The sequence below is a fragment of the Pseudomonas sp. LFS074 genome (assembly GCF_047978165.1).
Classification (GTDB): domain Bacteria; phylum Pseudomonadota; class Gammaproteobacteria; order Pseudomonadales; family Pseudomonadaceae; genus Aquipseudomonas; species Aquipseudomonas putida_P.
The window spans coordinates 239,000-252,120 of record NZ_JBFPFV010000002.1; the positions used below are offsets into that span (position 1 = coordinate 239,000).

At 62.6% G+C, this 13,121-nt stretch carries 12 protein-coding genes; all 12 read left to right on the forward strand.

Features of this window, described 5'->3' with window-relative positions:
- Positions 1-153: 153 nt before the first annotated feature.
- Entirely contained in the window at positions 154-816 is a 663-nt protein-coding gene (locus ACNQP3_RS19255) for a lysoplasmalogenase (protein WP_264316338.1), read from the forward strand.
- A 381-nt stretch (positions 817-1,197) separates the two neighbouring features.
- The gene (locus tag ACNQP3_RS19260) at positions 1,198-1,611 is read left to right on the forward strand and encodes an NADH-quinone oxidoreductase subunit A (protein WP_003251427.1); all 414 of its coding nucleotides are present in this window, start codon (positions 1,198-1,200) and stop codon (positions 1,609-1,611) included.
- 10 nt (positions 1,612-1,621) lie between these two features.
- Positions 1,622-2,299 carry a NuoB/complex I 20 kDa subunit family protein gene (locus ACNQP3_RS19265; protein ID WP_008096180.1) on the forward strand — a complete coding sequence of 226 codons (678 nt, stop codon included), beginning with the start codon at positions 1,622-1,624 and terminating at the stop codon, positions 2,297-2,299.
- A 79-nt stretch (positions 2,300-2,378) separates the two neighbouring features.
- A complete protein-coding gene (gene nuoC, locus ACNQP3_RS19270; RefSeq protein WP_012273293.1) occupies positions 2,379-4,160 on the forward strand; it encodes an NADH-quinone oxidoreductase subunit C/D in 1,782 nt (593 codons plus the stop codon).
- A gap of 2 nt (positions 4,161-4,162) precedes the next feature.
- Positions 4,163-4,660 (forward strand): NADH-quinone oxidoreductase subunit NuoE, encoded by a 498-nt coding sequence (gene nuoE / locus ACNQP3_RS19275; RefSeq protein WP_012273294.1) that lies wholly within the window; start codon positions 4,163-4,165, stop codon positions 4,658-4,660.
- A complete protein-coding gene (nuoF, locus tag ACNQP3_RS19280) occupies positions 4,657-6,021 on the forward strand; it encodes an NADH-quinone oxidoreductase subunit NuoF (RefSeq protein WP_012273295.1) in 1,365 nt (454 codons plus the stop codon). Before nuoE ends, nuoF begins: the two co-directional genes overlap by 4 nt.
- A gap of 133 nt (positions 6,022-6,154) precedes the next feature.
- The gene (gene nuoG / locus ACNQP3_RS19285) at positions 6,155-8,869 is read left to right on the forward strand and encodes an NADH-quinone oxidoreductase subunit NuoG (RefSeq protein WP_069942305.1); all 2,715 of its coding nucleotides are present in this window, start codon (positions 6,155-6,157) and stop codon (positions 8,867-8,869) included.
- Positions 8,866-9,873 carry an NADH-quinone oxidoreductase subunit NuoH gene (gene nuoH, locus ACNQP3_RS19290; protein WP_012273297.1) on the forward strand — a complete coding sequence of 336 codons (1,008 nt, stop codon included), beginning with the start codon at positions 8,866-8,868 and terminating at the stop codon, positions 9,871-9,873. Before nuoG ends, nuoH begins: the two co-directional genes overlap by 4 nt.
- Positions 9,874-9,884: 11 nt before the next feature.
- Positions 9,885-10,433, forward strand: coding sequence for an NADH-quinone oxidoreductase subunit NuoI (nuoI, locus tag ACNQP3_RS19295; RefSeq protein WP_003251442.1), 549 nt, complete (start codon positions 9,885-9,887; stop codon positions 10,431-10,433).
- Between the two features lie 10 nt (positions 10,434-10,443).
- Complete coding sequence (gene nuoJ, locus ACNQP3_RS19300) at positions 10,444-10,944, forward strand: NADH-quinone oxidoreductase subunit J (protein WP_012273298.1); 501 nt, start codon at positions 10,444-10,446, stop codon at positions 10,942-10,944.
- Between the two features lie 3 nt (positions 10,945-10,947).
- Complete coding sequence (nuoK, locus tag ACNQP3_RS19305) at positions 10,948-11,256, forward strand: NADH-quinone oxidoreductase subunit NuoK (RefSeq protein WP_003251446.1); 309 nt, start codon at positions 10,948-10,950, stop codon at positions 11,254-11,256.
- A complete protein-coding gene (nuoL, locus tag ACNQP3_RS19310; protein WP_264316339.1) occupies positions 11,253-13,106 on the forward strand; it encodes an NADH-quinone oxidoreductase subunit L in 1,854 nt (617 codons plus the stop codon). Before nuoK ends, nuoL begins: the two co-directional genes overlap by 4 nt.
- Positions 13,107-13,121 lie beyond the last annotated feature (15 nt).

Genomic DNA, 13,121 nt, shown 5'->3' on the forward strand with positions numbered 1-13,121 from the left:
GGGTTGCTACTGAAGAAAGGCCCGAGACTTGTGAAAGCCTCGGGCCTTTCTTTTTTTGCCTGCGCGCCTCCAGTAGGAGCGACAAACATCCGAGAACGGCAAAACCCAGGATCAGGTCTATGCTTGGGGCAGCACAGTAGCAAGGACCGCCCCATGCCTCGTCCAAGCCACCTGATGATTCTCGCCCTGACCGCCGCGGCCCTCTATATATATGCACTGGCCAGCGACAATACGCTGCTCGCCCTTCTGGCCAAGCCCATTCCCGTCTTGGCACTTATTGCCTGGCTGCGCGGCGCACCACCCTCACCTTATGCCAGGTGGATCTCTATCGGCCTGGGCTTCTCGGTGCTCGGCGATATCCTGCTGGCCACCCCTGCGGACCTGTTCGTTTTCGGCCTGGCCGCCTTCCTTTGCGCCCACCTTGCCTATCTACGCGCCTATTGCGGCATTACCTTGCGCCCCGCCCTGCCCGCACTCGCATTCAGCGCCATCATTGGCATCACGTTACTGGGCGTACTGGCCGCCCATGGCCTTGGCCCGCTGCTGATCCCGGTCGCACTATACGCGATAGCCATCAGCGCCATGCTTTGGCGCGCCTTGGCATGTGGTGGAATGGCCGCGCTGGGGGCCTGCCTGTTCGTGCTCTCCGACAGCCTGATCGGCATCGACCGCTTCGTCAGCCCGTTCGCCGCCGCGCCCTACCTGATCATCCTCACCTACTGGCTCGGTCAGTGGGCGATTGCTTCATCAGCCAGTCATCGCTCAAACGATAAAGTATTGACCCAGAGCGGTGCGCACGACGCCAGCAGCTGCTAGAACAGGAGGCTTTCGCATTTGCAAGTAGAGGGAACTGCCAGATGAACTTTACAAGGCACAGTACAGCCAAATTAAAAGGCATCAGGCCAAATGATATTAATTATCATTACGAAACTTGTAATTCGTTACCAGTCGCAAGAAACATAATTAACAAAAGCGCACGCAATGCCCGAATATCAAGGCTTTCAGCCAGTTACACGCGTGTTTTGTTCTTAATCCTACGAATAAATTTGCGACAGAAATTTTACTTGCACCGGGTTTACCCATAAAATCAGCGCGATTGATTCAGCTGCGACATTTGGTCACTGCACCTGCGACACCACGTCGCCGCTTTACTTATTTCAGACTGCAGAGCTGGGTCTCTGTATAAGGATCTCTAGCATGTCCGATTCGGCAGGACTCATCGCCCACAACTGGGGCTTTGCCATCTTCCTCCTGGGTGTCGTCGGCCTGTGTGCCTTCATGCTCGGCCTGTCCAGCCTGCTCGGTAGCAAGGCCTGGGGCCGCGCCAAGAACGAACCCTTCGAATCCGGCATGCTGCCCGTCGGCAGCGCCCGCCTGCGCCTGTCCGCCAAATTCTATCTGGTCGCGATGCTGTTCGTGATCTTCGATATCGAAGCCCTCTTTCTCTTTGCATGGTCTGTGTCCGTCCGCGAAAGCGGCTGGACCGGGTTCGTCGAAGCTCTCGTTTTCATAGCAATTCTGTTGGCAGGTCTTGTCTACCTATGGCGCGTCGGTGCTCTTGATTGGGCTCCCGAAGGTCGCCGCAAGCGGCAAGCGAAGCTGAAACAATGAGGCTTTGGCAATGCAATACAATCTCACCAGAATCGATCCGGATGCGCCTAACGAGCAGTACCCGGTAGGTGAACGGGAAACCGTCACCGACCAACTGCTGGAGGACCAGGTCCACAAGAACATCTACATGGGGAAACTCGAAGATGTGCTGCGTGGCGCGGTCAACTGGGGTCGCAAGAACTCCCTCTGGCCGTACAACTTCGGCCTGTCCTGCTGCTACGTGGAAATGACCACGGCCTTCACGGCACCCCACGACATCGCCCGCTTCGGCGCCGAAGTCATCCGGGCCTCGCCGCGTCAGGCCGACTTCATGGTCATCGCCGGTACCTGCTTCGTCAAAATGGCGCCGATCATTCAGCGCCTGTATGAGCAGATGCTCGAGCCGAAGTGGGTCATCTCCATGGGTTCGTGCGCCAACTCCGGCGGCATGTACGACATCTACTCGGTCGTTCAGGGGGTCGACAAGTTCCTCCCCGTGGACGTCTATGTGCCTGGCTGCCCGCCACGCCCTGAGGCTTTCCTGCAAGGCTTGATGCTGTTGCAGGAGTCGATCGGCCAAGAACGACGCCCGCTTTCCTGGGTTGTTGGTGATCAAGGTATTTACCGTGCCGAGATGCCAGCCCAGAAAGACCTGCGTCGTGAGCAGCGCATTGCAGTAACCAACCTGCGCAGCCCCGACGAAGTCTGATCCAGCGACCTGCCGCCCGCTCCCGAGGGAGCCGGCGGCCTGGCTTCATTCTTAACGTTGACCCAAAGCGACCGAGACCATGACAGCGGACAACGCTATTTTCATTCCGCCCTACAAGGCTGACGACCAAGATGTGGTCGTCGAACTGAACAACCGTTTTGGCGCCGAAGCATTCGTCGCCCAGGAAACCCGCACCGGCATGCCCGTGCTGTGGGTCAAACGCGCCCAGCTCAAAGAGGTGCTCAGCTTCCTGCGCGGTGTCGCCAAGCCTTACAGCATGCTGTACGACCTGCACGGCGTGGACGAACGCCTGCGCACCCAGCGCCGTGGCCTGCCGGCCGCCGACTTCAGCGTGTTCTACCACCTGTTGTCGGTCGAGCGTAACAGCGACGTGATGATCAAGGTGTCGCTCAGCGAAGGCGACCTGAACCTGCCGACCGTGACCGGTATCTGGCCAAACGCCAACTGGTACGAGCGCGAAGTGTGGGACATGTTCGGCATCGACTTTGCCGGCCACCCGCACCTCAGCCGCATCATGATGCCGCCGACCTGGGAAGGTCACCCGCTGCGCAAGGACTACCCAGCCCGCGCCACCGAGTTCGACCCCTACAGCCTGACCCTGGCCAAGCAGCAGCTTGAAGAGGAATCGGCGCGTTTCAACCCGGAAGCCTGGGGCATGAAGCGTCAGGGCGCCAACGAGGACTACATGTTCCTCAACCTCGGCCCCAACCACCCCTCGGCGCACGGTGCGTTCCGTATCGTCCTGCAGCTGGACGGTGAAGAGATCGTCGACTGCGTACCGGACATCGGCTACCACCACCGTGGCGCCGAGAAAATGGCCGAGCGCCAGTCCTGGCACAGTTTCATCCCCTACACCGACCGCATCGACTACCTCGGCGGGGTGATGAACAACCTGCCGTACGTACTGGCAGTGGAAAAACTCGCCGGCATCAAAGTGCCGCAAAAAGTCGACGTGATTCGCATCATGCTCGCCGAGTTCTTCCGCATCACCAGCCACCTGCTGTTCCTGGGTACCTATATCCAGGACGTGGGCGCCATGACCCCGGTGTTCTTCACCTTCACCGACCGCCAGCGCGCCTACACCGTGATCGAAGCGATCACCGGTTTCCGCCTGCACCCGGCCTGGTACCGCATCGGTGGCGTCGCCCACGACCTGCCACGCGGCTGGGACAAGCTGGTCAAGGACTTCGTCGAATGGCTGCCCAAGCGCCTCGACGAATACACCAAGGCTGCCCTGCAGAACAGCATCCTCAAGGGCCGTACCATTGGCGTTGCCGCGTACAACACCAAAGAAGCGCTGGAATGGGGCACCACCGGTGCCGGCCTGCGCTCCACCGGTTGCGACTTCGACCTGCGTAAAGCCCGCCCGTACTCCGGCTACGAGAACTTCGAGTTCGAAGTACCGCTGGCCCACAACGGCGATGCCTACGATCGCTGCATGGTCCGTGTCGAGGAGATGCGCCAGAGTATCCGCATCATCGACCAGTGCCTGCGCAACATGCCGGAAGGCCCGTACAAGGCGGATCACCCGCTGACCACGCCGCCGCCGAAAGAGCGCACCCTGCAGCACATCGAAACCTTGATCACGCACTTCCTGCAAGTCTCGTGGGGCCCGGTCATGCCGGCCAACGAGTCGTTCCAGATGATCGAGGCGACCAAGGGCATCAACAGTTACTACCTGACGAGCGATGGCGGCACCATGAGCTACCGCACCCGGATCCGTACCCCGAGCTACCCGCACCTGCAGCAGATCCCTTCGGTGATCAAAGGCAGCATGGTCGCCGACCTCATTGCGTACCTGGGCAGTATCGACTTCGTTATGGCTGACGTGGACCGCTAAGCATGAACAGCACGCTTATCCAGACAGACCGTTTCGCCCTGAGCGAAACAGAGCGCTCGGCCATCGAGCACGAGATGCATCACTACGAGGACCCGCGCGCGGCGTCCATCGAAGCCCTGAAGATCGTCCAGAAGGAACGTGGCTGGGTGCCGGACGGCGCCATCCACGCCATCGGCGAAGTGCTGGGCATCCCGGCCAGCGACGTCGAGGGCGTGGCCACCTTCTACAGCCAGATCTTCCGCCAGCCGGTCGGCCGCCACATCATCCGCGTGTGCGACAGCATGGTCTGCTACATCGGCGGCCACGAGTCGGTCGTCAGCCAGATCCAGAGCGAGCTGGGCATCGGCCTCGGCCAGACTACCGCCGACGGCCGCTTCACCCTGCTGCCAGTGTGCTGCCTGGGCAACTGCGACAAGGCCCCGGCGCTGATGATCGACGATGACACCTTTGGCGACGTGCAGCCCGCTGGCGTCACCAAACTGCTGGAGGGTTACGTATGACCATCACTTCCTTCGGCCCGGCCAACCGCATCGCGCGTTCGGCCGAAACTCATCCGCTGACCTGGCGCCTGCGTGACGATGGCGAGCCAGTATGGCTGGCCGAGTACGAATCGAAAAACGGCTACGCCGCAGCCCGCAAGGCGCTGGCGCAGATGTCGCAGGACGATATCGTGCAAGCGGTCAAGGACTCCGGCCTCAAGGGCCGTGGTGGCGCAGGCTTCCCCACGGGTGTGAAGTGGGGCCTGATGCCCAAAGACGAATCCATGAACATCCGCTACCTGCTGTGCAACGCGGACGAAATGGAGCCCAACACCTGGAAGGACCGCATGCTGATGGAGCAACAGCCCCATCTGCTGGTCGAGGGCATGCTGATCAGCGCCCGCGCCCTGAAGGCCTACCGTGGCTACATCTTCCTGCGTGGCGAATACACCACCGCAGCGAAAAACCTCAACCGTGCCATCGATGAAGCCAAGGCCGCAGGCCTCTTGGGCAAGAACATCCTGGGCTCTGGTTTCGATTTCGAGCTGTTCGTGCACACCGGTGCCGGCCGCTACATCTGCGGTGAAGAAACCGCGCTGATCAACTCGCTGGAAGGCCGCCGCGCCAACCCGCGTTCCAAGCCGCCCTTCCCTGCCGCCGTGGGCGTATGGGGCAAGCCGACGTGCGTGAACAACGTCGAAACCCTGTGCAACGTGCCGGCCATCGTCGCCAATGGCAACGACTGGTACAAGTCGCTGGCCCGTGAAGGCAGCGAAGACCACGGTACCAAGCTGATGGGCTTCTCCGGCAAGGTGAAGAACCCAGGCCTGTGGGAATTGCCATTCGGCGTCACCGCTCGCGAGTTGTTCGAAGACTACGCCGGCGGCATGCGCGACGGCTTCAAGCTCAAGTGCTGGCAGCCAGGCGGCGCCGGTACTGGTTTCCTGCTGCCCGAGCACCTCGACGCACAAATGTACGCCGGCGGCATCGCCAAGGTCGGCACCCGTATGGGTACTGGCTTGGCCATGGCGGTGGACGACAGCATCAACATGGTTTCGCTGCTGCGCAACATGGAAGAGTTCTTCGCCCGTGAGTCGTGCGGCTGGTGCACACCCTGCCGTGACGGCCTGCCGTGGAGCGTGAAGATGCTGCGTGCGCTGGAGAAAGGTCAGGGCCGCGCCGAAGACATCGAGACACTGCTGGGGCTGGTCAACTTCCTCGGCCCTGGCCGTACCTTCTGTGCTCACGCACCAGGTGCCGTCGAGCCGCTGGGCAGTGCCATCAAATACTTCCGGTCCGAGTTCGAAGCCGGTGTCGCGCCAGCCTCCGCTGGTGACACCCTGCGCCCTAACCTGGCCAAGCCGATCGTGGTCGGCGCATAACAAGATGATTAGGCGGGTGGTCCGTGCCACTCGCCAGCTTGCCGGCAGGCCCGATTCATTCGCGGCGTGTCGCAAGCTCACCGATTTCCATTAGCCACGCCCGCTCACGCGGGCCAACGAAGAACTTTGAACAATGGCCACTATCCACGTAGACGGCAAAGCGCTCGAAGTCAACGGTGCAGACAACCTGTTACAGGCATGTCTGTCGCTAGGCCTCGACATCCCTTATTTCTGCTGGCACCCGGCGCTCGGTAGCGTTGGCGCCTGCCGGCAGTGCGCGGTCAAGCAGTACACCGACGAGAACGACACCCGTGGTCGTATCGTCATGTCCTGCATGACCCCTGCTTCCGACGGCACCTGGATCTCCATCGAAGACGAAGAATCCAAGGCGTTTCGCGCCAGCGTCGTCGAATGGCTGATGACCAACCACCCGCACGACTGCCCAGTGTGCGAGGAAGGCGGTCACTGCCACCTGCAGGACATGACGGTAATGACCGGCCACAACGAGCGCCGCTACCGTTTCACCAAGCGTACCCACCAGAACCAGGACCTCGGCCCGTTCATCGCCCATGAGATGAACCGCTGCATCGCCTGCTACCGCTGCGTGCGCTACTACAAGGACTACGCCGGTGGCACCGACCTGGGCGTATACGGTGCCCACGACAACGTGTACTTCGGCCGCGTCGAAGACGGCGTGCTGGAAAGCGAATTCTCCGGCAACCTGACCGAGGTCTGCCCAACCGGCGTGTTCACCGACAAGACCCACTCCGAGCGCTACAACCGCAAGTGGGACATGCAGTTCGCCCCAAGCATCTGCCATGGCTGCTCCAGCGGCTGCAACATCAGCCCGGGTGAACGCTACGGCGAGCTGCGCCGTATCGAAAACCGCTTCAACGGCTCGGTCAACCAGTACTTCCTGTGCGACCGTGGCCGCTTCGGCTACGGCTATGTCAACCGCAAGGACCGCCCACGCCAGCCACACCTGGCCGATGGCACCAAGCTGGGCCTGGACGCCGCCCTGGACAAAGCCGCCGACCTGCTGCGCGGCCGCACCATCGTTGGTATCGGCTCGCCACGCGCCAGCCTCGAAAGCAACTACGGCCTGCGTGAGCTGGTCGGCGCCGAGTATTTCTACTCCGGCATGGAAGCTGGCGAACTGGCACGCGTACGCCTGGCCCTGAACGTGCTGAACAACAGCCCGCTGCCAGTGCCGACCCTGCGCGACATCGAAGACCACGACGCGGTGTTCGTGCTCGGTGAAGACCTGACCCAGACCGCTGCCCGCGTTGCCCTGGCCGTGCGCCAGGCCACCAAAGGCAAGGCCGAGGCCATGGCCGAAGCCATGAAGGTCCAGCCTTGGCTCGACGCTGCGGTCAAGAACATCGGCCAGCACGCACTGTACCCGCTGTTCATCGCCTCCCTGGCTGAAACCAAGCTCGACGACGTCGCCGAAGAGTGCGTACACGCAGCCCCGGCCGACCTCGCCCGCATCGGTTTCGCCGTGGCCCACGCCATCGACCCGAGCGCACCGGCAGTCGCCGGCCTGGACGACGAAGCCAAGGCCCTGGCCCAGCGCATCGCCGACGCCCTGGTGGCCGCCAAGCGCCCACTGGTGGTTGCCGGTACTTCCCTGGCCGACCCGGCGCTGATCGAAGCCGCCGCCAACATCGCCAAGGCCCTGAAACTGCGCGAGAAAAACGGCTCGCTGAGCCTGGTGGTGCCTGAGGCCAACAGCATCGGCCTGGCCATGCTTGGTGGCGAGTCCGTCGATGCTGCCCTGGATGCGGTCATCAGCGGCAAGGCCGACGCCATCGTCGTGCTGGAAAACGACCTGTACGCCCGCGTACCGGCCGCCAAGGTTGATGCAGCCCTGGCTGCCGCCAAGGTGGTGATCGTTGCCGACCACTCCAAAACCGCCACTGTCGACCGCGCCCACCTGGTGCTGCCGGCCGCCTCGTTCGCCGAAGGCGACGGCACCCTGGTCAGCCAGGAAGGCCGTGCCCAGCGCTTCTTCCAGGTGTTCGACCCGCAGTACCTGGACAGCAGCATCCAGATCCACGAAGGCTGGCGCTGGATGCACGCCCTGCGTGCCACCCTGCTGAACAAGCCGGTCGACTGGACCCAGCTGGACCACGTTACCAGCGCCTGCGCCGAAGCCGCCCCGCAACTGGCCGGCATCGTCAACGCCGCACCAAGCGCCGCATTCCGCATCAAGGGCATGAAACTGGCCCGTGAGCCGCTGCGCTACTCCGGTCGTACCGCCATGCGCGCCAACATCAGCGTGCACGAGCCACGTACCCCGCAAGACAAGGACACCGCGTTCGCCTTCTCCATGGAAGGCTACTCGGGCTCGGCCGAACCGCGCCAGCAGGTGCCGTTCGCCTGGTCGCCGGGCTGGAACTCGCCGCAAGCCTGGAACAAGTTCCAGGACGAAGTCGGTGGCCACCTGCGCGCCGGTGACCCAGGTGTGCGCCTGATCGAATCGCAAGGCGACCGTCTGAACTGGTTCAACGCCATTCCGGGTGCTTTCAACCCGGCCCGTGGCACCTGGACTGCCGTGCCGTTCTTCCACCTGTTCGGCAGCGAAGAAAGCTCGTCGCGCGCAGCCCCGGTGCAACAGCGCATCCCGGCTGCCTACGTGGCCCTGGCCAAGTCCGAAGCCGACCGCCTGGGTGTCAACGACGGCGCGATGCTGAGCCTGAACGTGGCCGGTGTGGCCCTGCGCCTGCCGCTGCGTATCAATGAAGAGCTGGGCGCTGGCCTGGTCGCGTTGCCGAAAGGCCTGGCCGGCATCCCGCCTGCCATCTTCGGTGCATCCGTCGAAGGCCTGCAGGAGGCAGCACAATGAGCTGGTTCACCCCCGAAGTGATCGATGTGATCATCCAGGTCGTCAAGGCTATCGTGGTGCTGCTGGCCGTGGTGGTCTGCGGCGCCCTGCTCAGCTTCGTCGAGCGCCGTCTGCTGGGCTGGTGGCAGGACCGCTACGGTCCGAACCGTGTCGGCCCGTTCGGCATGTTCCAGATCGCCGCCGACATGCTGAAGATGTTCTTTAAGGAAGACTGGAACCCGCCCTTCGTCGACAAGATGATCTTCACCCTGGCGCCGGTCGTGGCCATGAGCGCCCTGCTGATCGGCTTCTCGATCATCCCGATCACACCGGGCTGGGGCGTTGCCGACCTGAACATCGGCCTGCTGTTCTTCTTCGCCATGGCCGGCCTGTCGGTCTACGCGGTACTGTTCGCTGGCTGGTCGTCGAACAACAAGTACGCCCTGCTGGGCAGCTTGCGTGCTTCGGCACAGACCGTGTCGTACGAAGTGTTCCTGGGCCTGGCGCTGATGGGCGTGGTGGTACAGGTAGGCTCCTTCAACATGCGCGACATCGTCGAGTACCAGGCGCAGAACCTGTGGTTCATCATTCCGCAGTTCTTCGGCTTCTGCACCTTCTTCATCGCTGGCGTCGCCGTGACTCACCGTCACCCGTTCGACCAGCCAGAAGCAGAACAGGAACTGGCCGACGGCTACCACATCGAGTATGCCGGCATGAAATGGGGCATGTTCTTCGTCGGTGAGTACATCGGCATCATCCTCATCTCGGCGCTGCTGGTAACCCTGTTCTTCGGCGGCTGGCACGGCCCGTTCGGCATTCTGCCGCAAGTGCCGTTCCTGTGGTTCGCCTTGAAGACCGCGTTCTTCATCATGCTGTTCATCCTGCTGCGCGCCTCGATCCCGCGCCCGCGCTATGACCAGGTGATGGACTTCAGCTGGAAGTTCTGCCTGCCGCTGACCCTGATCAATTTGCTGGTGACCGCTGCGATCGTGCTCTACAACACGCCAGCCGTCGCGGCCCAGTGAGGATTTGACCCATGTTCAAGTATATCGGCGACATCGTTAAGGGCACCGGCACACAGCTGCGCAGCCTGGCCATGGTGTTCTCCCACGGGTTTCGCAAGCGCGACACCCTGCAGTACCCCGAAGAGCCCGTGTACCTGCCGCCGCGCTACCGCGGCCGCATCGTCCTTACCCGCGACCCCGATGGCGAGGAGCGCTGCGTAGCGTGCAACCTCTGCGCGGTGGCCTGCCCGGTTGGCTGCATTTCGCTGCAGAAGGCCGAGACCGAGGACGGCCGCTGGTACCCGGAGTTCTTCCGCATCAACTTCTCGCGTTGCATTTTCTGCGGCCTGTGTGAAGAAGCGTGCCCGACCACCGCGATCCAGCTGACCCCGGATTTCGAAATGGCCGAGTTCAAGCGTCAGGACCTGGTGTACGAGAAAGAAGATCTGCTGATCTCCGGCCCCGGCAAGAACCCTGACTACAACTTCTACCGTGTTGCGGGTATGGCGATCGCTGGCAAGCCGAAGGGCTCTGCACAGAACGAAGCCGAGCCGATCAACGTGAAGAGCTTGCTCCCATAAGGACAGAAAGATGGAATTCGCTTTCTACTTCGCATCCGGGATCGCCGTGGTCTCCACCCTTCGGGTGGTTACCGGCACCAACCCCGTGCACGCCTTGCTTTACCTGATCATTTCGCTGATTTCCGTGGCCATGATCTTCTTCTCCCTGGGTGCGCCGTTCGCCGGCGCCCTGGAAGTGATCGCCTACGCCGGCGCCATCATGGTGCTGTTCGTGTTCGTCGTGATGATGCTCAACCTCGGGCCGGCTTCGGTCGCCCAGGAACGCGGCTGGCTCAAGCCCGGTATCTGGGCAGGGCCGGTAATCCTGGGCACCCTGCTGCTGGCAGAGCTGCTGTACGTGCTGTTCGTCACCCCGAGCGGCGCTGGCATCAGTGGCACCACCGTGGGCCCGAAAGAAGTGGGCATCAGCCTGTTCGGCCCGTACCTGCTGGTGGTCGAACTGGCTTCGATGCTGCTGCTGGCTGCAGCCGTCACCGCCTTCCACCTGGGCCGCAACGAGGCGAAGGAGTAAATCATGGGTGCTATCCCTCTCGAGCATGGTCTGGCGGTCGCCGGTATCCTGTTCTGCTTAGGTCTGGTTGGCCTGATGGTCCGCCGCAACATCCTCTTCGTGCTCATGAGCCTGGAAGTCATGATGAACGCCTCTGCCCTGGCGTTCGTCGTCGCCGGTGCCCGTTGGGTCCAGCCCGACGGCCAGGTGATGTTCATTCTGGTGATCAGCCTGGCAGCCGCCGAGGCCAGTATTGGCCTGGCCATCCTGCTGCAGCTGTATCGCCGCTTCCACACTCTCGACATCGATGCTGCCAGTGAGATGCGCGGATGAACCTTATCTTCCTGACTTTCGTCTTCCCCCTCGTCGGCTTCCTGCTGCTGTCGTTCTCGCGCGGGCGGTTCTCGGAGAACCTGTCCGCCCTGATCGGCGTCGGTTCGGTCGGCCTGTCGGCCGCCACAGCCGCCTATGTCATCTGGCAGTTCAACGTCGCCCCGCCTGAAGGCGGTGCGTACAGCCAGCTGCTGTGGCAGTGGATGTCGGTGGACGGCTTCGCGCCGAACTTCACCCTGTATGTGGATGGCCTGTCGGTCACCATGCTGGGTGTGGTCACCGGTGTGGGCTTCCTGATCCACCTGTTCGCCTCCTGGTACATGCGTGGCGAAGCCGGTTACTCGCGCTTCTTCTCGTACACCAACCTGTTCATCGCCAGCATGCTGTTCCTGATCCTGGGCGATAACCTGCTGTTCATCTACTTCGGCTGGGAAGGCGTGGGCCTGTGCTCGTACCTGTTGATCGGTTTCTACTACAGCAACCGCAACAACGGTAACGCGGCACTCAAGGCCTTCATCGTCACCCGTATCGGCGACGTGTTCATGGCCATCGGCCTGTTCATCCTGTTCGCCCAGCTGGGTACCCTGAACGTGCAGGAACTGCTGGTGCTGGCACCGCAGAAGTTCCAGGCTGGCGACACCTGGATGGTGCTGGCAACCCTGATGCTGCTGGGCGGCGCGGTCGGTAAATCGGCCCAGCTGCCACTGCAGACCTGGCTGGCCGACGCGATGGCGGGCCCGACCCCGGTTTCGGCACTGATCCACGCCGCGACCATGGTGACCGCGGGCGTCTACCTGATCGCCCGTACCAACGGCCTGTTCCTGCTGGCGCCGGACATCCTGCACCTGGTAGGCGTGGTCGGTGGCGTGACCCTGGTACTGGCCGGCTTCGCCGCGCTGGTGCAAACCGACATCAAGCGTATCCTCGCCTACTCGACCATGAGCCAGATCGGCTACATGTTCCTGGCCCTGGGCGTAGGTGCCTGGGACGCGGCGATCTTCCACCTGATGACCCACGCCTTCTTCAAGGCCCTGCTGTTCCTAGCCTCCGGTGCGGTGATCGTTGCCTGCCACCACGAGCAGAACATCTTCAAGATGGGCGGCCTGTGGAAGAAACTGCCACTGGCCTACGCCAGCTTCGTGGTCGGTGGCGCAGCCCTGGCTGCCCTGCCGATCGTGACCGTGGGCTTCTACTCCAAGGACGAGATCCTCTGGGAAGCCTTCGCCAGCGGCAACACCGGCCTGCTGTACGCCGGCCTGGTGGGCGCGTTCATGACCTCGCTGTACACCTTCCGCCTGATCTTCATCGCCTTCCACGGCGAAGCCAAGACCGAAGCCCACGCCGGCCACGGCATCAGCCACTGGCTGCCACTGGGCGTGCTGATCGTGCTGTCGACCGCCGTTGGCGCCTGGATTCACCCGCCGCTGGCAGGCGTGCTGCCTGAAAGCGCCGGCCACGCCGGTGGCGAAGCCAAGCATGCGCTGGAGATCACCTCCGGTGCCATCGCCATCGCCGGTATCCTGCTGTCGGCCCTGCTGTTCCTGGGCAAGCGCACCTTTGTCAGCGCAGTTGCCAACAGCGGCATCGGTCGTGTCCTGTCGGCCTGGTGGTTCGCCGCCTGGGGCTTCGACTGGATCTACGACAAGCTTTTCGTCAAACCGTACCTGCTGATCAGCCACATCCTGCGCAAGGACCCGGTTGACCGCACCATCGGCCTGATTCCTCGGATGGCGCGTGGCGGCCACGTCGCCATGAGCAAGACCGAGACTGGCCAACTGCGCTGGTACACCGCCTCTATCGCCGTGGGTGCCGTGCTGGTGCTCGGTGCCGTGGTAGTGGCTGCGGTATGACTCTGAATCTTGCGA